Here is a 25,129-nt window from a genome sequence, read left to right as displayed (position 1 = left end):
GATAAAAATAGAAATCTTCGATTTACAGGGCTTTTCGACAAATTCCAATGTGTAGTGTAACTGATGTGCATAATTTATATTAGATGTTATGATTGCTAAAATCAAATATTTAAGTTAGATACCGTATTATTCAGAAATAAATGAATTGTATGGTATTTCTTTATGTCGCATTACAAGATTTTTGCGTCACAATTCGAGAACGGTATACAGCCACTTAGTGCCGTATTTAGTTTGAAGGTATAGATATGATGATTAATAACTATAATGAATGATATGTTAGCTGAATTGGAAGTCAGTAAAATCGTATCTATAAGTATGTAGGAAATCGGAGATAGATTATACCATCAATAAATTTTTTTACAAAATATTTAGATATGATTGGATATAGAAGCTATATAATTAGCTTCTTTTTTTATGCTTTCAGAGAGGATATTGAAAAAATTAAAAGGAGGTTTTTGATATAACAGATCTGAAGTTATTAAAAATAAATGTTGAATGTAAAGATTGCCGGTGGTTTATAAACAATAATGGTAAATGCGTAGGCAGGATCAATTGGAAGATTCCATGTACTGTATTTAAAAAAATCTAAAGGAGGTAATGGTTATTGAAAATAAAATAATAAAAATAACTTTTAGAGTATCTGAAAGAGAGCATATAAAGATCGTGAACAAAGCAAAGCGATCAAATTTAAGCTTAAGCCAGTATCTAAGATGCAGCTCTTTAAATAAAAATATAGTCGTAATAGAGGACTTCAAGAACTTTTCAAAAGAACTTAAAGCCATCGGTAATAATTTGAATCAGCTAAATGTACTTTGCCATCAGGGAAAGATTACTTGCCCGGATATATCTATAACTAGGAAAAAGGTAGAAGAGATATGGGAATTGTTAAATTTATTAATGGATCAAACAAAAAAATCCAAGGCTTAGTTAGAGCGATAGATTATATTGTTGATGAGAATAAAACAGAAATATTTACATTTAAAAACTCAGATGAGAATGATAGACAAAATATGGAGCTAAACAATACAAAGGGTACTTGGCAATATAATCTATTTACTACAGTAAAAGAGAATATGGCAGTATCAAGAAGCAGAGAAGAATTTGTTAAAAACATGAATGCATTAGGATATAAAGTTAAATGGGATGATAGCCATAAATATATAACATTTACAACACCGGATGGACATATACGTAGGAACAATAAGCTGTATCCTGTCGAGGATTTTACTAAAGATGCACTTCAGAGAAGGTTCGATGTGAATAAAAGTAATTTTGACAAGGGTATAAAAATCGATAGCAATAAGAACGAAACTAAAGATATATCCAAGTTAGATAAAGAAATGATCTTTGTGGAGAAATTAATATCTGAAGATAAAGGCAATAGGGCAATAAATTATATCACAAGGGGCGATAAGACCAGTGCCAAATTAATAACAGGTATAAATTGTAGTCCAGAGTCAGCACTTAATGAAATGATGCTCACTAAAAAAATGTTCAATAAAAATGAAGGGAGGCAGTTCATACATTTTGTTCATTCATTTCATGATCATGAAGATATCAGCCCTGAATTGGCGCATGAAATTTCCCTAAAACTTATAGAACAAGAAAGATTTAAAGGATTCGAGATATTAGCCGCAACTCATACGGATGAAGATCATTTGCATACTCATTTCATTTTGAATACTGTAAATAGTGAAACCGGTATGAAATGGCAGCAGAGCATTAAGGAAGTAAAGGCGTTAATAGAATTCTCAAATAGACTTTGTGAGGAATATGGACTTAAATATAGTTATTCTAATAAGAAGAAAAAATCTTATAATAAATCAGAAACACTTGGAGAACGTAAAGCTAAGGAAGAAGGGAGGAGCTGGAAACAGGAACTTCAGCTTGCAGCTAAAAGTGTGCTTAAGCATTCAACTAGCAAGGAAGAATTCATTAAAAATATGAATCAACTAGGGTATGCGGTTAAATGGGACAGTACTGATGATAGAGTTACATTTATTACTTCCAATGGAAGGCCCTGCAGGAATACTAGTTTATATCCACCAAAAATCTTTAGCAAGGATGCTATGGAGAAAAGGTTTAGTATCAATAAACAATTCGAAAACAGTAAACAAGAATTTCGGCATGAAGTTCAAATGCAGGCAATGCAAGATATCATACTAGAAACAATAAATAAACTTTCACACAATCCCAGCTTGGGTAATAGCAACTATCCTTTTAGCTATCTTGAAGGTCAAGCTCTGAAAGAAAAAATGAAGGAGAAGGAAAAAGGCGAAGGTTTAGATTGGGACAGATAAATATAAATATGAATATGAATGTATTAATTTCAAGAGCTAAATCATTTAGGTCTTTTTGTTTTTGTGGGAGGTGATTCATATAGAGCTACATAAAGAAATACAAAATTTAAAAAACAAGCTGAATTCAGCAATTGCAGATTCAGAAAGTCTAACTAGTGATGAGATTGTAGCATTAAGTCAGCAGCTAGATCATTTAATAGTTTTAGAAAGTAGAAAAAGGTTGGATGCGTATAAATCATCCAAGAAAAATTGCAAAAGAAGGTGATGATATAAATTACTTTTATATGGATAGCATGATCAAGACCAATAGATTCAAAAAAGGCAAAAAATATATGATTCGGAGGAATGGCTCTAAAAGCAATGAGAGTAAATTTTGCGGTACTCTTATTGATACTTATGAGCGATTTTATCTATTTGAAAGTGAACATGGATATAGAGAATGTTTTTTAAAAATAGATATAGAAATGGATTATTATGAAGTAAAAAGAATATAGAAGGGCGTGTATTGAACATGAGTAAGCAAAAGAAAATTAGACTTATAATTTCAACACTCATATTTATCGTTGGAGTTGTTTCTAGTATATTTTTATCAACATTACTTCATAAGATACTTTCTAGAGAAATTGTAGGTTTAGGTATTCCAAAGTTAAAGGAATGTATAGAGAGCTTAATGTCTAGTGATCGGCATTTAAAGCTCTTTTTATGTTTCTTAGCATTTAGTATGTTAGCAAGTGCAGGGTTTTATTTTTCTAACGATAGAGCATACCAGAGTAAGCTTATTAAAGTAACGCCATTAATATATACACCAGCTGTAGCAGGGCAAAATCAACATGGTTCTGCTCGATGGCTTACGGAAGAGGAAAAAGACCAGGTGTTTGAAAGCTATACTTTAAATAAAAATGATAAGTTAATAGAATCCTTGGTTAAATCGAGTAAGGATGAAGAAAGTAAATTTTAGGGAGGTGGACTATGCATGAATGTTGATCATAATTCTATTTTAAAAAGAGGAGGTATTGTCATTGGAAAAACAGACTTGGGAAAGAAAGAAAAAATCTATACCATTAAAGAGGATGTCCACAGTATCACCATAGGATCTACCCGTTGCGGAAAAACGAGAACTATCGTAATTCCTACCATATGTACTTTAGGATTAGCGGGAGAAAGTATGATACTAAGTGATCCTAAAGGAGAACTATATAATTATACAGAGCCATTTTTAAGAAAGCTGGGATATGAAGTCTTTGCAGTAGACTTTAAAAATCCTTTAAAGAGTCACGAATATAACTTTCTCCAACCCGTAATAGATGCAGTAGATAAGAATGATATAGCAGCAGCCATCGATGCCACTTGGGATATTACAGCGGCATTGGTGGGTGAGGCAAAGGGCGAGAGAATATGGCGGGATGGAGAGGCATCCATCATAGCAAGTAGTATTATGAGTGTTGTTTATGATAATAGGGACAAAGAGAGTAAACGTTTTCAGAATATGACGAACGTTTATTTTTTTATAGCTGAAATGTGTAAACCTGTTGGTAAAACCATGCCCATCGTTGAATATGTAAAAAGCTTAGAAGATAGTCATCCTTCTAAAGGGCTTTTAGCTATATCAGAGGTAGCACCAAGTAAGACGAAAGGAAGTTTCTTTACAGCAGCATTAACAACATTAAGGCTGTTTACAAATCCATTAATCAATACGATGACTTCTAAGAGCACTTATAATCCCAAGAGTCTAGGTCGTAAGAAGATGGCAGTCTTTATCATACTACCGGACGAGAAGACCACATATTACAGCCTAGCAAGTTTATTAGTTTCTCAGCATTATGAGCAGCTGGTCCAGTTAGCGGATTCAAGAGGAGGAAGATTAGAAAATAGAGTTAATTTTATATTGGACGAATTTGGAAACTTTACTTTGATCCCAGATTTTTCAGCAAAGCTTACTGTTGGGGGAGGTAGGGGAATCCGTTTTAATTTATTTTTACAAGGTTTTTCACAACTTGAAGAAAAGTATGGAAAGGAAGTGGCCAGGACAATAAAAGGAAATTGTGAGAACTGGATCTATCTACAGACCGATGATGATGAAACGTTGCAAGAAATATCGAAAAGATTAGGGAACTACACTACGAGCAGTTATTCTCAAAGTGCTTCACATCAAAGATATTCAACACCGAGCAGCTCACATAGTATCAATCTTACGGCAAGAGCGCTACTTACTTATGATGAAGTAAAGCTGATTGCTAGGCCATATTCCTTAGTGATGTCAAGAAATCGCCCGGCAATGATGCATGCTCCGGATCTGAGTCAATGGCATTTTAATAAGATGTTGGGTCTAGGAGATGAGGAGCATAACAGGTTGTTGAGAGAAAGAAGAGAGCTGGCTAGAAAGGCTAAATCAATAGATAATGATATGGACCTTTGGGGCATCTGGCACATATATGGTGAATATTAAAGGGAGGAATTAAATCAATGAAGAGACTTTATAAAAAAACAATATCAATGCTTACAATCATATTTTATATGTTATTTCAAAATGCTTTTGTATTTGCAAGTAATCTACAAAACAGTAAGATAGCCAAAGGATTTGAAAACCTAGTGAAAGATGCTACGGTTGTTCTAATGGTGCTGGCACCTATACTTGGAGGGTTACTGATCGGGTATTTTTTCCTCAGAAAAGCTGCTGCAGATGAAATGGATCAAAAAACATGGCAGAAAAGAATTAATACTGCCATCTATTCTGTTGTAGGAGTTGTAGTTTCATCTGCTGCAATCAATTTAATTATTGGATACTTTGCTTAAAGCATATAAGCAAAAAAGAGAAAAGTAAGATATGGGGGACAACGAGATAAAAGAAAGCTAAGGTATATAAATTTTTTTATCTCATTCTAAATTAAAAAGGAAGTGATAGAATGACAGCCTTATTTATAGGGCTCCTAGCTGCTTTCATTATAGGATTCTTGGCAAATAGTTATTGGATCGAAAATATTGTACATTTGGCGCTATATGCAGAGAAGTATATCGCAGATTTCGGAATTGGAGGATTCAATTTCTTATTTGATATATTCTTAGGCTATGGAATCTCTTTGATTGTATTAAAATTTTTAAAGAAAGGATTTGATATTTATATCCTTTGGGTGGATGGCGATGCAGATGCCGATCCGATCATACTTCTTACAAATTTTTTTAGAGCCATGACCCTTGCCATAGGATTTCCAGTGATTTATGAAGTGGTTGCAAAAATAGTAGAAAATGCAACTACAGAAGTGTTGAATGCAATCGGTTTAAATATAGAAAATAGCAGCCTTGGTATGCTGAATGATCTGATGACTATTGGAATTGCGCCAATCATATTATATTCAATCTTCACTGTTGTATTTATATATTTGAACATCCAATTTGTTGTGAGAGGATTAGAGATATTAGTCCTTAGAACAGGGATTCCTTTGGCAGCTACTGGGCTCATGGATGCCGATAAAGGTGTTTTTAAAACGTATATTCAAAAGTTCATTCAAGAATTTTTTACTGTGCTGATACAGGTTGTACTAGCAAAGCTGGGGTTGGCATTGATGCGCAATTGGAATATGCAAGACTATACCGCTTATTTTGGGATTGCAGCAATGATTCTAGCAGTAAAGACACCAAGGTTTTTACAGGAGTTCATCATTGTATCCAGCGGTGGTGGCGGTATGAATGGCATTTATTCTACTGCTAGAATGGCGCAGATTACAAGGTCCCTTTTTAGAGGATAGGAGGTAGAAAATATCCATGAGCACCATAGATGAGATTTCAAATTTATTTATATGGTTGATTAGAATAGGCGCAGGGTTAAGAATAGCATTTTGTTTTTTCCGAAAAATGGGCAATGAAGAAGAGGCTGGTGTCTATAATAAAAGAATGAAAAACACCTTGGTTTTTCATATTTTATCAGAAAGTATTTTTCAAATAAAAGAGATGGCGATGTATTATTTTGGAGGCTGATACTTATGAGCGATAGTAGCAAAAAAGGCTTGTATATACCTCAAGGGCTTAAAGTTGAAAACGAGATTTTCACGGGATTTGGTAAAAAAGAAATGATTAGAGCATTGGTTATATGCTTCATATTGACAGTGATTAATACTCTAATACTTTTAATCGTTAGAAATGCTCTAGTGTTTGTTGTAATGATGCTTGCGTCAATTACAGCTAGTGTAATGGCAACTCAAAAAGATCAATCCAATGTATCGATCTACGATCAAATTAAATTCATGATTCGATTTTCAAAGGGTCAAAAGTATTATCCATATAAATATTTACCAGAGTGGGGGGAAGAGATTGAAAAACAGAAATAAAGATAAAGTACTTTTAAGTATAGGGAGAATCGATCCTAAGGCTGAAGCTGCTATTAATGCAGCCAATATTAACGTAATTGATTATGAAGATAATATTCATATTATTTACGATGTTTTAGATATTGTAAGCGCTGATATTTTAATCATCAATAGACTGTTGGATGATGAAGAAGGAAATACATTAGTTCGAATCGCAGGGAAAGCAAAGGATAAGGGAATAAGGATCATTATTTTATTAGAAGAGATGGAAAGCTCAAAGGAGCGAAAGCTGATCACTAGACTTATCAATGAAAACGTATATAGCTTTATAAGGTTTAATGAGGTCACTAAAAAGAAGATAGAGAAGAATGTTAAGAAATACCCTTTAGAATTTGATTTTAAAATGTTTTCAAAAGCAAGAATAGAATATAAACAGGTCCAGGTGGTAAAGAGTATGTTCAAAGAAGTAATTGCAGTATACTCGCCACTAAGTCAAGGGTCTTCTATAATAGCTGCACATCTAGCGATGTCCATTGCTAAAACACAAAATTGCAGGGTTTGTTTAGTTGATTTTAACCCACTTAAGCCAAGTTTCAAGAAGATATTTAATAGAGAATTTGAAAATACGTTGGTAAATGTTTTTAATGCACTGGAAAGAGGCACATTGACCAATGAAAAGCTAGAAGGTTTTTTGACGACAAGCAAGGAGCAGAAAAATTTAGATATATTAGCGGGATTCTACGATATTAATGAATACTATACTTTGGCTAATGATGATTCATTTCCATCCTATATTAACCAGGTATTAGAAAAGCTAAAATTCTTATATGACTATGTGATTATTGACACGCACTCCTGGTACGATATATACCCGACAAATGAATCCCTTATTAAAGCGGATAAAGTAATTGCTCCTATTTACGGCAACCTATTTGACCTTGAAGAAGCGAATCGATACATAACTTTCTTTGAGAAGTATAACGACTTCGATATAAGAAAGTTTTTCTTTGTAATTAATAAATATTCAGGAGAAGATCTAACCTTTATAGAGATCGAAGCGAAATTAAAAGGGCAAGTAATAGGCTATGTATCTGAACATAAGGATTATAGAATAGGGAATGCTTTTAACAATAAAAGAGTAATGAATGAATATATCCCTATTCTGCAATGCATTGGATTAAATGCAGAGAAAGAGGTATCTCTTAAAGAGCGATTGTTTCATCGAAATAAAAGAAAATGGCTAGATGTACTGGAGGAAGAGGAATGATTGTAAATAGAATAGAGGAGCGTTCTTTTCAACGACAAAATAGGCAATCCGATGAGCAGGTCTTCATATCCATATACGATGTAATCTCTAGGATTGCTGATGAAGTAGTAAAAAGCCATAAGGATCTAATTGCTGATATTACGCTTTCTAAATCGCCGAAGTCAGCGTTGGAGAAAGTCGTTTTAAAGATCATCGCAAATAAAAATTATAAAGTAGCGGAAGTAAATCGACAGGATTTAGTTAGAGAAGTCATGGATCACATTCTAGGCTATGGTATTATGCAGAAATATATTGATTTACCGGACTTTAATAATGCTTATATAAATGGTCCCGATAATGTTTGGATAAAATGCGGAAATAAGATGGAGAGAGTGAGTGTGAGCTTTGGAAGTAATGAAAATCTACTTTCTTATATCCAAACTACCATCCAAGCAAATTTAAAAGGTGAAATTAATGAGAATAAGGCATTGGTCAAGTTTGAGGATAAAGAGAACAAGCTGAGGATCATCTGCGGCATATCTCCTGTAACTACGTTAAGTCCCACCATTATATTTAGAAAGCATAGGGATGATGCATATTCAATGAAAGAGCTCGTAGATATTGGTATGCTGTCGGAAGAGCAGGGGAAGACCTTAGTAAGGTATGCTAGGGCAGGAGCCAATATGATGTTTGTTGGTAAAGGTGGTGCTGGTAAAACTACACTAATGCGGGCGATTCTTGAAGAATTAAATAAGGAGACCAGGATACTGGTCATGGAGGAACATCCTGAGCTTTTTTTAAAGCATCCAAATGCCATTCATACTTTAGTAAAAAGAAATGAACATGGGCAGATCTACGGTATAAGGGAAATATCAGATATGGGACTCTTAATGAGTATAGATGCCTATGTCTATGGAGAAATCAGAGAAGGGGAGGCGATGACATTCTTTAATGGAGCTTTTGCTGGCAATCAAACTTTCAATACAGCACATGCAGGCTCTGCAAAAAAGACATTACGAAAGATGATGATCAATATGAAAATGTCGGGAACCAACCTGTCTGATGAAGTACTTCTAGATATACTATATGAAAGCGTTAATATTATTGTATATCTAGATAGCTTTACGATTGCTGAAATTGTTGAAATTAACTCAGAGGCTGAGGAGAAATACAACTATTTATGGAAATTTAAAGTTGATAGGAGGGAAGCTACGTTTATAGAGGGAAAACCTATTAAAGCAGGCTTTATAGAATCGGAAGATTTAATTACGAAATTAATTCAAAGTGACCTTTTGAAAGAAGGTGATTTAGATGCTTATAATGCTGACAATGTTGCTAGTCTTTATGGGGTTACTTTTAATCATCACTAATATAGAAATCAAAAGAGTTTTGAACATAGGGACTAGGAAGAGAGCCAAAAGAAATAGAGTAAACCTTAAAAATAGGTATTTTGATGGTAAATTGGATTATATTGAAAAGCTGATACAAAAATCTAACATCAGAATTTATATACCGTATTCTGTATGGTCCCATTTATTGATATGCTCTTTATTATTATTTTTGGGAACAGCATATATGAAGCAATATATCAACTTTATCGTAGCGTTTATATTTGGTATTGGGTTAAGCACAATGCCTTTTTTAATGCTGCAAATTATAGCGGATATTTTCTCTTATAAGATCAAAAGAATATCGGTGGATTTCCTTATCATATTAAAGAATTTCTTTATAGCAAATAAAAGCAAAGATATCTTTGATTGTTTTAGTAAAACTTCAGCATATGTATCGGAGCCCCTTAGGAGCTATATAGACATAATGGTCCACGAGCATAAATATAAGATCAATCCTGTTCAGTGCTTAGAAAACTTAAAGGATAAGCTAGAAATATCGGAGCTTAAGCTTTTCATTGAGAATCTAAAAATATGCTATATTCATGGTGGAAATATTATAGGGTTAATAGATGCCTTTATAGAAGAAATATCGCAGCAGAATGATGATGAAGATGAAGAAAATACAGAGGATTCCATTTTAAATATGGGACTGTATTTTCTGCTCATGTTAAACTTTACGGTAATCTATTTTTTAATTAACTCCAGCTATCGGTATTCCATATTAGAGCCAGTTTGGGGACAGATCGTCTTTGCATTGGATATTATCATATCCATATATATCGTAATCCAGTCCATGGATAAACTACAGGCTTAGGAGGTGATGGATATAGATGTAATAAAAATCAATAAAGTTGTTTTTATGGTACTGATAACTTTTGGATTGTTGCTAGTGTTTTTCTATTTTAAAACAAGGCCGAAGGATCAGAGAAGTATGGATAGAGCCTATTATAAAAGTAGAAAAATTAAGCTTAAGAAAATTAAATTAAACTCAGAAGGAAAGCTATATCGACATATGGATAATTATTTAAAAGAGTCAGGTTATATGCTTTATGTAGAAAGCTATATCTTTCTACATCTACTCGTTTTATTAATTATTTTGTATGGATTGCTTCAGCTGGGATTTTATGAAGCATCTCAAGGTCTTATACCGGCGATGTTAATTATTGTGGCAGTTTTAAATGCAGCAATCATTAAAAAAGCTAAGGACAGAAAAAACAAAATTAGATTAGAGCTTTGTAATATTCAAGATGTAATGTATTTTCAAAATAAAATAGGTACATCTGAAGATATTATACTCACTTATGCTGCTGAAATAGCTAAGGACCCATTAAAAGAACCTTTGGAATATTTGGCAGCTGCACCTAAGATTAAAAAGTCTGTAGAGGATTCTCTTGAGAATTTGAGAAAAGTTTCTGATGTTGTAGAGCTGCAATCCTTTAGTTTTATTCTACAACAGCGGCAAGAAACTGGTAGTGTTGCAGAAAACCATAAAGCACAATCCCAAATGATGAAAAGAAATAAACGACTCAGAAGAAAAATAAAGAGGCAGTACAAGCGTACAAAGTTAATCGTAGCGTCATTAATGTTATTTACCTGTTATATTTTACTTCTAACAGTACCACTCTTTGCAGAGGCACTTAGAAGTTTAAATCTAATGTTCAGGTAAATTTTTTTATTCAATGAAAGATAACAATACAAACTGGGAGGAATAGATATGAACGAAATTATATTTAAAGTAAAGGGTATTAAAAAAAGAGTAGTAAGGATTTTAAAAAGTGAAGATGGAAATGGTATTGTTGCAGGTATCGTTGTATCTGCCATTATACTGATTGCTCTAATACTTTTAAATACACCAATTAGAACTTTTATAGCTAATATTTGGGATCTCTTTGCTAATTTTGTAGAAAATAAGCTAACCACATTGTTTTCATCTTAAAATAGCTTTTTATATAAGGAGAGAAAAAAATGTCTGTGGGCCAATTAGTAATACTCACTTTAGTAGTGATTTTTTTATTTATGTTTGCGGTAGGGAATATTGAGTATTCCCTACCTTTTTTCCAAAGACTGAAATTTGATAATGTATGTAATCGATACCTTGCAATCATACAAGCTGAAGGAGGGTTAAATGCAGCTAATAGAGATAATTTAATATTAGAATTGGAGGAGAGAGGCTTTACAAATGTGAATATCCTTGCACCTACAAAATTATCCTGGAATAGTGAAGCAGTACTTAGAGTAGAAGCCGATTATACATTCAAAACCACTAATGGGGATATTGAAAAGAAAGAGAATACGGTGAGGGTTGTATATGAAAATAAAACTAGAATCATGACTTTAGAAAGGTAGGTATGAACATGGGAAAGTCGTGGATTTATATTGCTATGGCCACAATCATTATTCTGATGATGTTTTTACTTACCATATTTTTTATAGAGATTAACTCAATCATAGCTTTGGGAAATAGAGTAGAAAACTCATTAATAGGAGCTGGGTGGGCTGGCTTTGGAGAACTAGATTTAGAAAGATTATCGGAAAGGATAGAAGGAATCGATGATGCTGCTACCAGAGAAATATATCTGGATAAAGTAAGGGCAGAGCGTATTGTAAGAGAATATATTCGTGAAAATTTAAAGTTAGACGAAGATTATATCCCTAAAGAAGATAGCTATATTACAAATAAATCAAACCCAGTGATTATAGATGAGATCAGAGTATTTAATCCGGATGAGCTACCTGTAGCTGCAAGCAATGGGACCCTTATTACGAGAACAACGATTCAAATAACTGCTCAGATTCCAATGGATATAAAAGGTGTAGGATTTCTATATGCAAAGAAAACTGTATTTGTAGATATAGATTCATTTATATAAATAGACTACAGATTCTTTAGAAGGAGGGACAAGATGCGTATGAAAGCAAAGTTAAATAGCAGATTATTAAGAATAGGAGCATGCTGCTTGGTATTGGCCATGATCATAACTGCATATACCTTTGATCAGATGAAAAAAGCTTCACAGCCAGAACCAACAGAGAGTATTGCATATTTTGCTGATAATTTAATTAGAGGAATGGTTTTAAGAGAATCTGATATCAAGATGAAGGATACACCAATTTCTATGGTTCCTGCTGATGCCATCAGGAATAAGAAAGAGCTGGTGGATAGGGAGCTAACTGTAGATGTAAGCAAGGATGAATTTGCTCTTATAAATAAGACTACAGTAAGAGGAGAAATAAGAGAAGATGTTGAAGCTATGTGGGAGATCGGAATTGAGGTAAAGGAAATATCGGACTTTTTAGGATCACAGATAAAAATAGATGAGTACTACGCCCTTTTATTTGCAGATCCAATTACCAATGAAAAATATCCTATTAATAAAGTGAAGGTTACAGGGTTAGTTGATACCACAGGAAAAGCAATTCATCCGAATAGTGAAGGGCTTCCTAAAGTAGTCATAATGGCAGTAGAAACAGAAGAAGAAATGCTCGAAATAGCAAGCTATAAAATGAAGGGGTTATTTGAACTTACTAGACCACCGAAGGATTGGGAATATAATTCTTTAGAAGATGAGATGTATCGTATTAACGAGTAATTGTTAATTGCTAGTATTTTAGATAAAAAGGGAGGAAAAAATATGCTAACAATAGAATACAGAGAAGAAGAAGGATTAATAGTTAAAAATAATGGACAGATAATAGAAGGTGTAGAAAGTGTTAAGCTAGATATGAATTCAAATGTGTATAAAGAACATCCAGAGATTACGCTAACTATTAATCCCACAGCCGTAAATATAAGTGCTAGTATTAATGATTCTAAGACTCAATCATATCAACAGCTTTAGAAGTAATTTTAACAAATCTACTATCGTTTGGACCTTTACGTTCGAAATTTAATAATTCAGAATCATATAAATAACTTAAACATAGGCTCAATTTTTCTAAGTCTAAATTATTTATTTTTTGAAGAATTTCTTCATTGGTGAAGGATATTTTGAAAGAACCAGTTTCTATAGCACGTAAAATTAAAAATTCTAGAATTTCAATAGAAGTAGATCTTATACGAAATTCAATCATAGTATTCACCTCCTTTTGCCAATATTTTATCACGAAAATATGATTTTTGTAATATGAGAGCGCTAATGAAAGAGTTATTTGAACTTACTAGGTCACTGAATAACTGGAAGTATGATTCTAGAAATGAAGTAATGTTAGAAAATGAAGTAAGTAATAGGATTTTAAAGAAGACTTGTAATGGTTTTAAATATTGAATATATACATTTTTAATGATAAACTATTTAAAAGGTAATTGGAAAAAGCAGGTGTGATTGCCACCTTACTTTCAGATGAAAGGAGGTGGTGCGATGGATACATATCAAGCAATATCATTAATGATTACGTTTGGAATGTTATTAATATCGCTAATCTCCTTAATTGTTAACCTAACAAAGGATAACAACAAAGGAAAAAAATAATCACCCTGCACGCCCATGCAGAGTGATTAAAGAAGTTTAATCGCTGAGTGGCAATCGCATTAGCGAATCCGATTACCTTTTTTATTATTATACCACAATATTGTTTAAAGTAAACACATTTACTTTATTTTAGTATACTTGATTGCATTCTCTAATACTTTGCTGAATAAGAATACATGTAGAGAATAAATACCCTAACTAAAAAATGTGGCTAAATCTCTAAATCTAGGCAAGAAATAAAGATTTATATTGGTAAAATTTAAGTTTAAAAAGGACAAAATTAGCAATATTTGTTATAATATTTTTTAGTAGCTAATAAAAATAAAAAGTAAATTATTATTAAGATATATTAATTTAAAAATTGAGTGATAAAAGTGACTGAGGGGGATTAAAATTGAAAGAGTCTATAGCATTTAAACCAAGAGCAAGGCTTATGTCCCAATTAGGAGAACAGTTAATAAAAGATGAGAATATTGCAGTTTTAGAATTAATAAAAAATTCTTATGATGCTGATGCAAAAGAAGTTAAAGTAACTATGCAAAATTTAGACGATCCATTAGCCGGTACTATAATTATTGAAGACAATGGAGATGGAATGTCTTTAGATACGGTAAAAAATTATTGGATGGAACCGGGAACCGATAATAAAGAAAAAAAATTGCAAGATATGATAAAAAAGGATATACGTAGCAAATTAAATAGATTGCCAATGGGAGAAAAAGGCATAGGTAGGTTCGGAGTACATAAGTTAGGTAATAAAATTACGCTAATAACTTGTTCAGAGGGTGAAGATGAAGTTTATTTACAAATTGATTGGTCAATATTTGACTCCAGCAAGTATTTATCAGATATCCCGATAGAGATTATAGAACGTCCTCCTACGCAAAAATTCCTAAACAATAGTTCCACGGGTACTAAGATTATCATTGAAAAACTTAAAACTAGTTGGACTAGAGGAAAAGTAAGGGAATTATATCGCTCAATGAATTCTTTAAATTCACCATTTAAAGCGATAGATTCATTCAAGGTTAATTTGGATATTGATAAAAAAGAATGGTTGAAGGGATTATTAGAATATGAAGATATTAAAGATTATTCACTATTTAAAGCTAAAATGATATTATCAGGAGATAAAATAAGAGATTATGAATATCATTTTACGCCTTGGAAATCCATGAAAAAACTTGATGAAAGATATAATAGAGCTGATAAAATTGACATGGTAGAGGAAATTAGAGTTAAAACAGATAAGGGTAAAAATAGGAAGGAACTTAAGCCCATAGATTTGAGTGAGTATAAAATAGGGGATGTTGAAATAGAATTACTAAGTTTCGACTTAGATTCATCAATACTAAAAATGGAAGTAACAGATGTAAAGGGGTTAAAAGAATATCTAAAAATTAATGGAGGCATATTTGTTTATCGTGATAATATTAGGATCTATTCATTAGGGGAAAACGATTGGTTAGATTTGGATCGAAGTCGTGTAAATGCTCCAGGGGATAAATTAAGTACTAATTTAGTATTAGGAAGTGTTAGTATAAAGCGTGATGCTAGCTCTGACTTACAAGAAAAAACAAATAGAGAGGGTTTTATCGAAGATGATGCATACGATATATTCAAGAAGGCAGTTAGCTTTGCAGTAGAGAAGTTTGAGAGAGATAGAGCACAGGATAAACAACATATAAAAAAATATCATGGGAGCACATCAAAATCGGAACCTGTTATAGCAGAAGTAGATAAACTTAAAAAGAAGGTAGAAAAAAAGATAACTGATGAAGAGTTAAAGAGAGAGATATTTGGTTGCTTAAACAATATTGAGAAAGATTATAAGCATATTACAGAGGTTTATCAAAAAAGTTCAAGTGCAGGATTAAGTATGAGTGTAGTTTTGCATGAGATTGATAAAATCATTTCAGAACTGGAACATGCTATTGTTGCAGAGCGTGCATCGGAACATGTACAACTTTTAGTAAAGAGACTAGGTACTTTAACGGATGGCTATGCTTCAGTTGTTAAGTCTAAAACAATAAAGCACTTTGATCTAAAAAAAATGATAAATCAAGCTTTGTTTATGGTAGATTTTAGATTGTCTGCCCATGAGGTTACCATTGAAAAGCAGTATATAAATAAGCAAGATGAATTTAAAATAAAAGGTAATGAAAGTCTTATTGCAAGTATTATAATAAATATTATAGATAATGCAATATGGTGGCTTCACTATGCTAAGATAACTAATAAAAAAATGTTTTTTGATATTACACGTGATATACCAGGTTATCTAAGTGTAATCATTGCAGACAATGGAAAAGGCTTCACAATACCAACAGATATTGCAACAAGACCATTTATAACAGATAAACCAGGGGGAATGGGCTTAGGTCTTCACTTAGCAAGTGAACTAATGAAACAACATGGAGGAGATCTTTTCTTTCCAGAATTTAATGATCTACAACTACCAGATGAATATGAACATGGAGCAATAATAGCTCTTTCGTTTAAGGAGGAATAAAAAGAACATGGGGAATATGGATATCTTAGATAAGGTTTTAATAATAGATGATCAATATGAAGAAGTACTTCCATTTATTAAAATGTTAGGAAGAGAAGGGATATCTTCTATATATTGGGATGGAAATGTAGAGACTAAACCTAAGGAACCTTTAACGGGTATAAGATTAGTAATTTTGGATATGCGTTTTTCACCTTCTAGTGATACTAGAACTATAATTACTAATTTATACACATTGCTAAGAAGCGCTATTAGTAATGAGAATGGACCATATATTCTGTGTGTATGGAGTAAACATGATAGTGAGTATCTAAGAGAATTTAAGGAAGGAATTATAGATGAACATAGTGTACCTCAACCATATTTAATACTTAATATAGAGAAAAACAGGTTTATTAAAATAATAAATCCTCAAGACTTTATCCCAGAAGAAGTTGCGACCACCTTAGCAGCCGAAGGTAAAGAAGAATTTGAAAAAGAAATTATCTCTATATTAGAATCTATAGGGATAGATCGATATAGAGAAACGGTTCATGTAGAAGACAACATTATTGAGCAATTAGGCATAAGTTTAGATGAAAAATTAAAAGATATTAACTCATTATCAATACTACTTTTATGGGAGTATTTGGCGAATAAGTCGGTTCACAATTTAGTTAAAGACATTGCTTGTTTTTCTGAACCAGATGTAACTTGGGATAACAATATAAAAACATTGATACAACATTTAGCAGCTGCTAATGCTGGAAAGTCTTTAGGAGATACTGCTAAAGAATATATTATAAATTCTTTAGCGGCATTAAATCATATGTTGCCTGATGAGTTGTTGAATCAATTAATGAAATATTCTATAGATGAAGATACTTTTCAATTTATAAATAATCCTTCTATTACAAAAACTTTAAATGGTGATATATTCTCAATTTCAAAATCTGAAAATAAAAAATCATTTATTGTTAGAAAAAACAATATAGATTATAAAACATTTAAGAAGATAAGTGATGTTGAAGGTTATGAAACGGAACCTAAGAACATATGTAAAGAGCTATATGATAAATACTTAAAGCTTGTAGGAAATAGCAATTTTAAATTATTGTGTGAGAGAAAAGATTCTACTAATTGCAATAAGCCTGGAGGCATATATAAGACCGAAGACGATAACTTACTGAATGATTTGATACAGTCGATATTTAAAGAAAAAGAAAAAATAAATAAAGATGAAATCTGCTTAATTAAATTAGATATATCTTCATCATGTGATTATGCTCAAGATAAACTAAAAAGAACACGTATGTTATTTGGTATTAAGCTTGAGGACAAGTATTTTGATGAAATTAATAAGGCGGATGATATATACTGTATACCAGAACTAAATGTAGGTGATGGCAAAACTTTCAAAATAGCATTTAATTTTCATTATATTAATAATGAATCGAAAGATTCTTTGCTAGAAGAAGACAAGCTTTTTTCATTTAGAGAATTACTGTTATCTGAGATAAAACATAAGCTTTCTACATATATAGGAAGAATAGGAATAATAAATTTATAATAGAAAATGACCTGAAAAGGTTATTTTTTATTTTCTTTCTTGATTTTTTTATAAACTTATGATATTGATATTTACATTTATAAATTAACCTGGTATGCTTTATATAAATATGGTGATATAAAAAGATGTTAAAATCTTACAGGAGGTGAGAACTATAAACTTTTTAGATTTATTTGCAGGCGCAGGAGGATTGTCAGAAGGATTTCTAAGAGCAGGATTTGAACCTGTTGCACATATAGAATTAGATGCAAATGCGTGCAAAACATTAAAAACAAGATCTATTTATCATTATCTCAAGAAGAATGATATGTTAGATTTGTACAGAACATATCAGAAGACTTATAACAAGAGTGAGGATGTAAAAGACAAGGCCATAGAGAAACTTTTATCATATATTCCTAAAGATCAATTGGAGCCTGTAATGAACATCGAGATTTCGGAAAAAACATTGCCATATATATTTCAAGAAATTGATTGCAGATTAAAACATATGGAACACGAAGGAATCGATTTAATAATAGGTGGACCGCCATGTCAAGCCTATTCGCTGGTTGGAAGAGCAAGAGATGAAAATAACATGGAAGACGATCCGAGAAATTATTTATACAAACTATATATAAGATTCTTAAATAAATATAAGCCGAAGGCTTTTATTTTTGAAAATGTGCCAGGAATATTGACAGCTTTTAAAGGCAATTTATTTAGAAACCTTCAAGCATATATGAGAAGAGTAGGATATAATATTCAAGCTCGTAAGATGGATGCAAAAGATTTTGGAGTCTTGCAAAGTAGGAAAAGGGTGATTATTATTGGCTGGAGAAAAGATTTGGAATTTGATTATCCTATATTTGAATCTGATGATAAGGAGTTCACTGTAAATAATCTGTTAGAAGATCTTCCGAAGATTAATTCAGGAGAAATTTATGATAAGTTTAGATATAGAAAAAAAATTAATAAATACCTTCAAAACACACAATTGAGAGTCGAAGATGATATCATTACTCATCATATTGCAAGACCGAACAATGAAAGAGACTTGGAGATTTATAGAATAGCTGTTGAGACATGGAACAGAGAGAGAGCTAGAATTAAATATACAGATTTACCCGAACGATTAATGACGCACAATAACCTAACATCATTTCTGGATAGATTTAAGGTAGTTGCAGGTGATGAAAAATATTCACACACTGTAGTCGCACATATTTCAAAGGATGGACATCATTATATCCATCCCGATATTGAACAAAATAGGTCTATTACAGTTAGGGAAGCAGCAAGAATACAATCATTCCCCGATGATTACTATTTTGAAGGACCTAGAACCTCTAATTTTGTTCAAATAGGGAATGCAGTACCTCCATTAATGGCAGAAAAGCTTGCATATTGGTTTAAAGAAAAATTTGAAATTATATAATTACTGTTAACTTAAAGGGAATCATACATAAAATTATTTAGCAGAATATTTTTGTACTAAAAATATATATTTAACAGTTTTCCGTAATTTTACCATATAAATGCAAGCCGTCAACATAGATATCGTAGAATCACTTAAAAAGATGAATAAGTTTAATCATTCGAAAAGTCACCAGTAATGGTGGCTTTTGTGTTATAAAGCACGTGAAAGGGGTGAGATTTTAATCATAAGAAGCTCTGAAAGCGTTATCAAAATCAAATATTAATCTGCATGAGTAATGGCCAAAGGTAGTTTGTATTCTTCTTATTAGATGGAATAGCGCTAAAAATTAATAACTATTTAAAATACCGTATTATTCAGAAATGAATTGTGCGGTATTTTTTATGCCGCATAACAAGATTTAAATCTAATAAGATTGCAACTAATAGTAACCCGCTGATCAAGCTTCGAGCTGCAGCATATACTGAAAAAAATGCGACATAACTATTAAGATTTAAATAACGAAAAATGTTCTTTGAAAACTGAATAATACGGTATTGAAAAATTAAGAATTTACTATAATAATATAGAAAATATGGTATAATTCGCTTATTAGATTAATCATCTTAGTAGAAAATGTGCAATATTATTATGGAAGGATGATACTGTTATGCTGGAATATAAGGTTATATTTCATATTGATGAGATTAATAAGTGGAAACTTTTATTAGGAAATGTTAGTAACTTGTTAAATGGTATAGATAATGAGAAGTTATATATTGAGGTTTTGGCTAATTCAGAGGCAGTTAAGTATTATGATACAAATCAAGATTTAGATGTTGACATTAATACTATGGAAAGTTTAAATAAAAAAGGTGTAAAATTTGTAGCCTGTAACAATGCATTAAAGGCATATGATATTAAGCAAGAAAATATTATTCACTTTATAGATATTGTTCCTGCTGGAGTTGTTGAACTTGTAAAAAAACAAAGTGAAGGATATTTTTATTTAAAACCATAGATAGGCTTTTAATACACAATCTTTATTTTAGATGTAATAATGATAAAATCGAATAACTATTTAAAATACCGTACTATTCAGAAATGAATTTACGGTATTTTTTATTTCTCATTTCAAATATTATATGAAGTTGCATCTAATGAAAATTATGTGAAGTAATTAATAAAAAATGTTCTTTGAAAATTGAATAATACGGTATTATAAAAAGAAATTTACTATGACAATATAGAAAACATGGTATAATTTGCTTAATAGGTTAATCATATTAGCTATAAAGTATTCATTAACTTATTTGTATTTTACTATACAATAATCGAAGGAGAATAAAGCATATGACAAATTTTATTGTAATAGTTATGTTCGTGGGCATAATTATAAAGCAATGGTCTTATATACGAATGTTAAAAGTTCCAGCAAAGAAAAGTATATTTGAAATAGTATTAATTATTTTAGGAATATTTGGATTTGTAGTATTCACATTTTATTCTACAAAAGAGTATATGCATTATTTAATCTGTGTACTAGGGATTGCAACATTCATTTTTATTTGGGTGAAACCAGGTATTACTGATACAGGTATGATAATGAATGTTCGGGGAAAGGAATTGTATTCTTGGAGTGAGATAAAAAAGGTTAAAATTAGTAAAACAGATTATATAAAGGTTACTTATTTTAGAAACTCAGGATCAAAAATTGTTGAACAAAAATTTGAAATAAAAAACCATGAACAGATAATAAATATATTACAAAAAAATAATGTAAGAATTGAAAATATATAATTACAGGAAATAATTAGAACCTTTATTTGAAATTAAGACGCATCATTGATGGTAGAATAAAAAACGTAGAACTTAAACGTGATATGTCCTTGAATTTGATATAATAAGTGTATCAGACAAGGAGAGATTACTATGGGAACTAAAAAACAGTACAGCGCAGAGTTTAAACAAGATGCAGTTAATTATTATTATTCATCTGGCAAATCAATCAAAGAAGCAGCAGAGGATCTAAAAATTAGCACCACAGGTCTTAATAATTGGATTCAAAATGCCAAGAAGAATGATGGTGTAGTAAATCATAGAGGTTCTGGCAATTATTCATCAGATGCAGAAAAAGAAATTGCAAGACTAAAAAAAGAACTAAGAGATAAGGAAGATGCACTTGAAATACTAAAAAAGGCCATAGGCATACTGAACAAAGATTAACTGAAGCAATCTACAAAGAAGTAGAAGAATCATCTAAGAAGCGCCAGATTTCAGTTAACAGTGTGCTTAAAGTGCTAGGCGTTTCATCTTCTGGATACTATGATTACTTGAAAAGGCAAGATTCAAATCAAAAAATTAGAAAACAGCAGATTAAACAAGAAATTATAGAGATTTACAATGAATCCAAACAAATATATGGAGCACCCAAAATTACATCTATACTGCGAAGCAGAGGTTACGTTATCGCAGAGAAAACTGTTGGAAACTATATGCGTGAGCTAGGAATTAAGGCAATCTGGGTAAGTCCATACAAAAGGACGACAATTGATCCAGATTTTGATAATAAACTTAAAAATATTCTAGATAGAAATTTTTCACCTAACGCACCTAACACCGTTTGGGTAACAGACATTACCTATGTATGGACAGTAAGCGAGTTCGTTTACTTAACAACAGTAATGGATCTATTCTCACGAAGAGTTATAGGCTGGCACCTCTCAGATACCCTTTGTGTGGAAGGAGTACTAAGAGCCATTAACAAAGCGAAATCATCTAGGAAATTAGATACTCCGATAATTATTCACAGTGACAGAGGTGTGCAATATGTATCAAAAGCGTATATTGATGCAACACCAGCAGGCAAATTTATTCGAAGCTATTCAAAAAAGGGAACCCCTTGGGACAATGCTGTAATTGAGTCTTTTCATGCTCTAATAAAAAGAGAATGGCTCAACAGATTCGTCATAAGGCATATTAGTCATGCCCAAGAACTTATTTTTGAATATGTCGAAGCATTTTACAATACAAAGAGAATTCACAGTTATTGCGAGATGTCTTCACCATATGATTTCGAGGATAAATATGTTGGTTAGACGATTCAAGAATATATCAAGTTTTTATTGTCCGTTTTCTTGACAGAAGACCACATTTAAATAAGGCGTAATAACAATTAAACATCAATATTTTATTTAATACCGTATTATTCAGAAATGGATAAGCGGTATTTTTTATGTCGCAATACAAGATTAGGCGACATAACTACTAAAATTTAAAAGGTAAATAATGTCCTTTGAAACTGAATAATACGGTATTATAAAGCAGAAATTTGCTATAACAATATAGAAAATATGATATAATTTTCTTGTTAGATAGATCAGATTAGTTTCATATTATGAGTTTAAATAGTGGGTGATGAATATAAAATGAACAAAGATTTCTTAGAGTTATATAACCCTAATGTTAAAATCTCATTTCATTCTAATTTACATGATTTGATAGGGGCTTTAGGTAAATATGATTTTAAATTGACTTCTTTTGAAGATAGACCTCCTATTTATCATGGAAGAGCATGGATAACCGAAACGGATGAAGCTGTAATTCACTTTTATGTAACTGATAAACCAGAACGTCTTAATTCCATTATGCTGACGGTTGGAAATTCAACTGAAGAACTTCATAATTCATATCAACGTAGACAAAAATGGCTTGAAGCTAACTACGGGAGAGCACAAATAATAAAAGAAAATTTATTTTATGGTACTTTAGATTATGAGTGGAAGTTGCCAAGTTTGAAAATAAAACACTTTGTTCATGATAGGTTTGGAGATAAAGAAGGAATTTATTTTGAATGTATTTAATGAATTATTATCACTTGTTGTGTATTTAAGACGCGACATTCTTATTTAATGACTAAAATTAAAAACTGAATATTTTATATGAATACCGTATTATTCACAAATGAATTGTGCGGTATTTTTTATTTTTCATATTACATAATTCGACAAGAGATTTACAGAACTTGTTATATAATGTAGATAATTTGAAATATTTAATGGATTCTAACTGATATACAACTCTTAATATTGTTCGTATGTTTATCTAAATCATATAAAGAGATATAGTCAGGGCTTATTTTAAAAGATAGTTTCTAATAATAAATTTGTAGAATAACTTAATAAAATATACTTTTTAAATAAGTAAATGTACTGAATATAAGTTGATTGGATCACCTTTAGGTATACTATACTAACTTGGAATGTGGGGAATATTGTGAAAAAGAAACCGATGGGAATAAATATTTTGTCTATTCTAGCATTAATAAATGGAATACCAATAGTAATCATGACTAGAGATAGTATGTATACAAGTGATTATAGAAAATTAATAGCTATATCCTTTTTATTTATTGGAATACTTGCTGTATCTTCAGGGATAGGAATGTTGCTAGGTAAAAAGTGGGGGTGGTGGCTAGGCTCATTTTATTATGCCTATGCAATATCAAGATATTTTAATACTATAATTACAGTTGGCGTTATGGTCGTTCGATCCCAACTTTTAATCTCTGATGCAACAACCTATATTATTAAATATGGAATAAGGATTGTTATACATTGCTTTATTTTATTATATTTTTTCAAGAATGACGTTAAGGAATATTTTAATGTTGTACACTGCTCCAAATTAAAAACGATTTTAATTTTGTTTGGAATTTGCATAGCTATTTTTGGGATTAGCACATTAACAATGTATATTATAAGTAATAGAGGAAATATTGCTATTTCATAAAAGTTAATACAGTGTTAAATAGAATACCAATTAAAGGGGTGCTAAATTTGAAAAGCGTTATAATGGAGAAGTTAGAAGAAATAGAAAGAGATAATCAAATCAAAATTCTTTATGCAGTAGAATCTGGTAGTAGGGGATGGGGATTTGAGTCTAAAGACAGTGATTATGATGTAAGATTTATTTATATTCATAAGCCTGAATGGTATCTTTCTATTCAAGATAGAAGAGATGTAATAGAATTACCGATTAATGAACTATTGGATATCAATGGATGGGATATTAAAAAAGCCTTGATGTTATATAAAAAATCTAATCCAACACTACTTGAATGGTTAAGTTCACCAATTGTATATATGGAGTATTCAGATTTTATCAGGAAATTAAGGATATTAACACAAGAATATTTTTCTTCAAAGTCCTGTATTTATCACTATTTACATATGGCAGAAGGCAACTATAGAGAATATCTTAAAGGCGAAACGGTTCGAATCAAAAAGTATTTTTATGTATTAAGACCAATAATGGCATGCATGTGGGTTGAGAGATATGGGACTCAACCACCGATGTTATTTAAGGATTTGATGGATTCATTACAATTAGAGAATGATCTTGTTAATGAGATAGATCAATTGTTAGTACGAAAAAAAGCAGGGGAAGAGATGAATGAAGAGAAGCAAATTAAAATAATTAATGAATTTCTGGATGAAAAAATTAGCTATTTTAAGGATTACGTTAAATCGTTAGATATGAGAAGTGAGACTGGATTTGACGGATTAAACCAATTGTTTAGAGATATATTAACTGAAGCATGGGAGAACAATTACTAAAGATTAGTAACCTATTTAGTTCAGTACTGTTCAAAATGGATTTATCAAGAGGGGGAATATAATATGAATTCTGCGTTTTTGGCTTATTTGTTTTCATTTATTGTACTGTCAATATGTATTATTCTTGCACTTAAGATTAACAAATATCTAACTATAAAGAAGATAAGAATAAGAATAGTACATCGAATTATTATGTATATTGTTTTATTTATTGTGGTGTTAGTTATAATACAGACTTTTGGTAAACCTGCAGTAGTTTAAGACTAGAGTTAATTGATGGCATATAATAATTCCCACTTTGGGTCAAGCTGTGCTTTAATCCATACCATGTTAGAGAGTGCTTAGGA

31 protein-coding genes are annotated in these 25,129 nt (G+C 31.3%); 30 read left to right on the top strand and 1 reads right to left on the bottom strand.

Annotated features, from left to right (window positions below):
* The first annotated feature begins 597 nt into the window (after positions 1-597).
* The 19 genes from CLOS_RS09980 to CLOS_RS09895 all read left to right on the top strand — a co-directional run bounded on the left by CLOS_RS09980 (position 598) and on the right by CLOS_RS09895 (position 13,077).
* Positions 598-927, top strand: a complete 330-nt coding sequence (locus CLOS_RS09980) for a plasmid mobilization protein (RefSeq protein ID WP_012159767.1) — start codon at positions 598-600, stop codon at positions 925-927.
* Complete coding sequence (locus tag CLOS_RS09975) at positions 876-2,300, top strand: relaxase/mobilization nuclease domain-containing protein (RefSeq protein WP_083757155.1); 1,425 nt, start codon at positions 876-878, stop codon at positions 2,298-2,300. The genes CLOS_RS09980 and CLOS_RS09975 overlap by 52 nt, the downstream gene beginning before the upstream one ends.
* A 55-nt stretch (positions 2,301-2,355) precedes the next feature.
* A complete protein-coding gene (locus tag CLOS_RS15625) occupies positions 2,356-2,565 on the top strand; it encodes an aspartyl-phosphate phosphatase Spo0E family protein (protein ID WP_083757154.1) in 210 nt (69 codons plus the stop codon).
* 19 nt (positions 2,566-2,584) lie between these two features.
* Positions 2,585-2,794 carry a hypothetical protein gene (locus CLOS_RS16080; RefSeq protein ID WP_083757153.1) on the top strand — a complete coding sequence of 70 codons (210 nt, stop codon included), beginning with the start codon at positions 2,585-2,587 and terminating at the stop codon, positions 2,792-2,794.
* 17 nt (positions 2,795-2,811) lie between these two features.
* The gene (locus CLOS_RS16210) at positions 2,812-3,258 is read left to right on the top strand and encodes a hypothetical protein (RefSeq protein ID WP_012159765.1); all 447 of its coding nucleotides are present in this window, start codon (positions 2,812-2,814) and stop codon (positions 3,256-3,258) included.
* A gap of 15 nt (positions 3,259-3,273) precedes the next feature.
* Positions 3,274-4,746: a VirD4-like conjugal transfer protein, CD1115 family gene (locus tag CLOS_RS09960; RefSeq protein ID WP_012159764.1), complete on the top strand. Its 1,473-nt coding sequence runs from the start codon at positions 3,274-3,276 to the stop codon at positions 4,744-4,746.
* A gap of 17 nt (positions 4,747-4,763) precedes the next feature.
* Positions 4,764-5,093, top strand: coding sequence for a hypothetical protein (locus tag CLOS_RS09955; RefSeq protein WP_012159763.1), 330 nt, complete (start codon positions 4,764-4,766; stop codon positions 5,091-5,093).
* 110 nt (positions 5,094-5,203) lie between these two features.
* Positions 5,204-6,043 (top strand): conjugal transfer protein TrbL family protein, encoded by an 840-nt coding sequence (locus CLOS_RS09950; protein WP_012159762.1) that lies wholly within the window; start codon positions 5,204-5,206, stop codon positions 6,041-6,043.
* A 16-nt stretch (positions 6,044-6,059) separates the two neighbouring features.
* Positions 6,060-6,272 (top strand): hypothetical protein, encoded by a 213-nt coding sequence (locus CLOS_RS09945; protein ID WP_041719221.1) that lies wholly within the window; start codon positions 6,060-6,062, stop codon positions 6,270-6,272.
* A 5-nt stretch (positions 6,273-6,277) separates the two neighbouring features.
* Entirely contained in the window at positions 6,278-6,622 is a 345-nt protein-coding gene (locus CLOS_RS09940) for a hypothetical protein (protein ID WP_012159761.1), read from the top strand.
* Positions 6,606-7,868 (top strand): AAA family ATPase, encoded by a 1,263-nt coding sequence (locus CLOS_RS09935; protein WP_012159760.1) that lies wholly within the window; start codon positions 6,606-6,608, stop codon positions 7,866-7,868. The genes CLOS_RS09940 and CLOS_RS09935 overlap by 17 nt, the downstream gene beginning before the upstream one ends.
* Complete coding sequence (locus CLOS_RS09930; RefSeq protein ID WP_012159759.1) at positions 7,865-9,217, top strand: ATPase, T2SS/T4P/T4SS family; 1,353 nt, start codon at positions 7,865-7,867, stop codon at positions 9,215-9,217. Before CLOS_RS09935 ends, CLOS_RS09930 begins: the two co-directional genes overlap by 4 nt.
* The gene (locus CLOS_RS09925) at positions 9,177-10,052 is read left to right on the top strand and encodes a hypothetical protein (RefSeq protein WP_198006279.1); all 876 of its coding nucleotides are present in this window, start codon (positions 9,177-9,179) and stop codon (positions 10,050-10,052) included. Before CLOS_RS09930 ends, CLOS_RS09925 begins: the two co-directional genes overlap by 41 nt.
* Before the next feature lie 6 nt (positions 10,053-10,058).
* A complete protein-coding gene (locus CLOS_RS09920; protein WP_012159757.1) occupies positions 10,059-10,904 on the top strand; it encodes a hypothetical protein in 846 nt (281 codons plus the stop codon).
* Positions 10,905-10,952: 48 nt separating this feature from the next.
* The gene (locus tag CLOS_RS09915; RefSeq protein WP_012159756.1) at positions 10,953-11,174 is read left to right on the top strand and encodes a hypothetical protein; all 222 of its coding nucleotides are present in this window, start codon (positions 10,953-10,955) and stop codon (positions 11,172-11,174) included.
* A gap of 29 nt (positions 11,175-11,203) precedes the next feature.
* Positions 11,204-11,584 (top strand): hypothetical protein, encoded by a 381-nt coding sequence (locus tag CLOS_RS09910; RefSeq protein ID WP_012159755.1) that lies wholly within the window; start codon positions 11,204-11,206, stop codon positions 11,582-11,584.
* Between the two features lie 8 nt (positions 11,585-11,592).
* Positions 11,593-12,108, top strand: a complete 516-nt coding sequence (locus CLOS_RS09905) for a hypothetical protein (protein ID WP_041719217.1) — start codon at positions 11,593-11,595, stop codon at positions 12,106-12,108.
* Positions 12,109-12,141: 33 nt separating this feature from the next.
* Positions 12,142-12,828 carry an SAF domain-containing protein gene (locus tag CLOS_RS09900; protein WP_012159753.1) on the top strand — a complete coding sequence of 229 codons (687 nt, stop codon included), beginning with the start codon at positions 12,142-12,144 and terminating at the stop codon, positions 12,826-12,828.
* Between the two features lie 42 nt (positions 12,829-12,870).
* Positions 12,871-13,077, top strand: a complete 207-nt coding sequence (locus CLOS_RS09895; RefSeq protein ID WP_012159752.1) for a hypothetical protein — start codon at positions 12,871-12,873, stop codon at positions 13,075-13,077.
* Here the strand turns inward: CLOS_RS09895 and CLOS_RS09890 are convergent.
* Entirely contained in the window at positions 13,049-13,309 is a 261-nt protein-coding gene (locus tag CLOS_RS09890; protein ID WP_041719215.1) for a hypothetical protein, read from the bottom strand. The genes CLOS_RS09895 and CLOS_RS09890 overlap by 29 nt on opposite strands.
* Before the next feature lie 287 nt (positions 13,310-13,596).
* Between CLOS_RS09890 and CLOS_RS16205 the strand changes: the two genes are divergently transcribed.
* The 11 genes from CLOS_RS16205 to CLOS_RS09840 all read left to right on the top strand — a co-directional run bounded on the left by CLOS_RS16205 (position 13,597) and on the right by CLOS_RS09840 (position 24,782).
* Positions 13,597-13,707, top strand: coding sequence for a putative holin-like toxin (locus CLOS_RS16205; RefSeq protein WP_242649567.1), 111 nt, complete (start codon positions 13,597-13,599; stop codon positions 13,705-13,707).
* A 394-nt stretch (positions 13,708-14,101) separates the two neighbouring features.
* Positions 14,102-16,219 (top strand): ATP-binding protein, encoded by a 2,118-nt coding sequence (locus tag CLOS_RS09885; RefSeq protein WP_012159751.1) that lies wholly within the window; start codon positions 14,102-14,104, stop codon positions 16,217-16,219.
* Between the two features lie 7 nt (positions 16,220-16,226).
* Positions 16,227-17,768, top strand: coding sequence for a hypothetical protein (locus CLOS_RS09880; RefSeq protein ID WP_012159750.1), 1,542 nt, complete (start codon positions 16,227-16,229; stop codon positions 17,766-17,768).
* Between the two features lie 145 nt (positions 17,769-17,913).
* A complete protein-coding gene (locus tag CLOS_RS09875) occupies positions 17,914-19,185 on the top strand; it encodes a DNA cytosine methyltransferase (RefSeq protein ID WP_012159749.1) in 1,272 nt (423 codons plus the stop codon).
* A 649-nt stretch (positions 19,186-19,834) separates the two neighbouring features.
* The gene (locus CLOS_RS09870; protein ID WP_012159748.1) at positions 19,835-20,185 is read left to right on the top strand and encodes a DsrE family protein; all 351 of its coding nucleotides are present in this window, start codon (positions 19,835-19,837) and stop codon (positions 20,183-20,185) included.
* Positions 20,186-20,517: 332 nt separating this feature from the next.
* Complete coding sequence (locus tag CLOS_RS09865; RefSeq protein WP_012159747.1) at positions 20,518-20,964, top strand: hypothetical protein; 447 nt, start codon at positions 20,518-20,520, stop codon at positions 20,962-20,964.
* Between the two features lie 132 nt (positions 20,965-21,096).
* Positions 21,097-21,390 carry a transposase gene (locus CLOS_RS09860; protein ID WP_012159746.1) on the top strand — a complete coding sequence of 98 codons (294 nt, stop codon included), beginning with the start codon at positions 21,097-21,099 and terminating at the stop codon, positions 21,388-21,390.
* 8 nt (positions 21,391-21,398) lie between these two features.
* Complete coding sequence (locus tag CLOS_RS09855; RefSeq protein ID WP_156774436.1) at positions 21,399-22,262, top strand: IS3 family transposase; 864 nt, start codon at positions 21,399-21,401, stop codon at positions 22,260-22,262.
* Between the two features lie 312 nt (positions 22,263-22,574).
* Positions 22,575-23,027, top strand: a complete 453-nt coding sequence (locus CLOS_RS09850; RefSeq protein WP_012159744.1) for a hypothetical protein — start codon at positions 22,575-22,577, stop codon at positions 23,025-23,027.
* 412 nt (positions 23,028-23,439) lie between these two features.
* A complete protein-coding gene (locus CLOS_RS09845; protein ID WP_041719212.1) occupies positions 23,440-23,955 on the top strand; it encodes a hypothetical protein in 516 nt (171 codons plus the stop codon).
* A 62-nt stretch (positions 23,956-24,017) separates the two neighbouring features.
* On the top strand, positions 24,018-24,782 hold the full coding sequence (locus tag CLOS_RS09840) for a nucleotidyltransferase domain-containing protein (RefSeq protein WP_156774507.1): 765 nt from the start codon (positions 24,018-24,020) through the stop codon (positions 24,780-24,782).
* Positions 24,783-25,129: the final 347 nt, after the last annotated feature.

Source organism: Alkaliphilus oremlandii OhILAs, from assembly GCF_000018325.1.
GTDB classification, from domain to species: domain Bacteria; phylum Bacillota; class Clostridia; order Peptostreptococcales; family Natronincolaceae; genus Alkaliphilus_B; species Alkaliphilus_B oremlandii.
Note: the sequence above shows the minus strand (reverse complement) of the source record. Positions and strands in the feature narration are given on the sequence as shown.

What these genes read in the sequence shown, in the direction of transcription:
- CLOS_RS09980 (WP_012159767.1), top strand. Translation starts at nt 598, where the DNA reads ATGGTTATTGAAAATAAAATAATAAAAATAACTTTTAGAGTATCTGAA.
- CLOS_RS09975 (WP_083757155.1), top strand. Translation starts at nt 876, where the DNA reads ATGGGAATTGTTAAATTTATTAATGGATCAAACAAAAAAATCCAAGGC.
- CLOS_RS16080 (WP_083757153.1), top strand. Translation starts at nt 2,585, where the DNA reads ATGGATAGCATGATCAAGACCAATAGATTCAAAAAAGGCAAAAAATAT.
- CLOS_RS16210 (WP_012159765.1), top strand. Translation starts at nt 2,812, where the DNA reads ATGAGTAAGCAAAAGAAAATTAGACTTATAATTTCAACACTCATATTT.
- CLOS_RS09960 (WP_012159764.1), top strand. Translation starts at nt 3,274, where the DNA reads ATGAATGTTGATCATAATTCTATTTTAAAAAGAGGAGGTATTGTCATT.
- CLOS_RS09955 (WP_012159763.1), top strand. Translation starts at nt 4,764, where the DNA reads ATGAAGAGACTTTATAAAAAAACAATATCAATGCTTACAATCATATTT.
- CLOS_RS09950 (WP_012159762.1), top strand. Translation starts at nt 5,204, where the DNA reads ATGACAGCCTTATTTATAGGGCTCCTAGCTGCTTTCATTATAGGATTC.
- CLOS_RS09945 (WP_041719221.1), top strand. Translation starts at nt 6,060, where the DNA reads ATGAGCACCATAGATGAGATTTCAAATTTATTTATATGGTTGATTAGA.
- CLOS_RS09940 (WP_012159761.1), top strand. Translation starts at nt 6,278, where the DNA reads ATGAGCGATAGTAGCAAAAAAGGCTTGTATATACCTCAAGGGCTTAAA.
- CLOS_RS09930 (WP_012159759.1), top strand. Translation starts at nt 7,865, where the DNA reads ATGATTGTAAATAGAATAGAGGAGCGTTCTTTTCAACGACAAAATAGG.
- CLOS_RS09925 (WP_198006279.1), top strand. Translation starts at nt 9,177, where the DNA reads ATGTTGCTAGTCTTTATGGGGTTACTTTTAATCATCACTAATATAGAA.
- CLOS_RS09920 (WP_012159757.1), top strand. Translation starts at nt 10,059, where the DNA reads ATGGATATAGATGTAATAAAAATCAATAAAGTTGTTTTTATGGTACTG.
- CLOS_RS09915 (WP_012159756.1), top strand. Translation starts at nt 10,953, where the DNA reads ATGAACGAAATTATATTTAAAGTAAAGGGTATTAAAAAAAGAGTAGTA.
- CLOS_RS09910 (WP_012159755.1), top strand. Translation starts at nt 11,204, where the DNA reads ATGTCTGTGGGCCAATTAGTAATACTCACTTTAGTAGTGATTTTTTTA.
- CLOS_RS09905 (WP_041719217.1), top strand. Translation starts at nt 11,593, where the DNA reads ATGGGAAAGTCGTGGATTTATATTGCTATGGCCACAATCATTATTCTG.
- CLOS_RS09900 (WP_012159753.1), top strand. Translation starts at nt 12,142, where the DNA reads ATGCGTATGAAAGCAAAGTTAAATAGCAGATTATTAAGAATAGGAGCA.
- CLOS_RS09895 (WP_012159752.1), top strand. Translation starts at nt 12,871, where the DNA reads ATGCTAACAATAGAATACAGAGAAGAAGAAGGATTAATAGTTAAAAAT.
- CLOS_RS09890 (WP_041719215.1), bottom strand. Translation starts at nt 13,309, where the DNA reads ATGATTGAATTTCGTATAAGATCTACTTCTATTGAAATTCTAGAATTT.
- CLOS_RS16205 (WP_242649567.1), top strand. Translation starts at nt 13,597, where the DNA reads ATGGATACATATCAAGCAATATCATTAATGATTACGTTTGGAATGTTA.
- CLOS_RS09880 (WP_012159750.1), top strand. Translation starts at nt 16,227, where the DNA reads ATGGGGAATATGGATATCTTAGATAAGGTTTTAATAATAGATGATCAA.
- CLOS_RS09870 (WP_012159748.1), top strand. Translation starts at nt 19,835, where the DNA reads ATGCTGGAATATAAGGTTATATTTCATATTGATGAGATTAATAAGTGG.
- CLOS_RS09865 (WP_012159747.1), top strand. Translation starts at nt 20,518, where the DNA reads ATGACAAATTTTATTGTAATAGTTATGTTCGTGGGCATAATTATAAAG.
- CLOS_RS09860 (WP_012159746.1), top strand. Translation starts at nt 21,097, where the DNA reads ATGGGAACTAAAAAACAGTACAGCGCAGAGTTTAAACAAGATGCAGTT.
- CLOS_RS09840 (WP_156774507.1), top strand. Translation starts at nt 24,018, where the DNA reads ATGGAGAAGTTAGAAGAAATAGAAAGAGATAATCAAATCAAAATTCTT.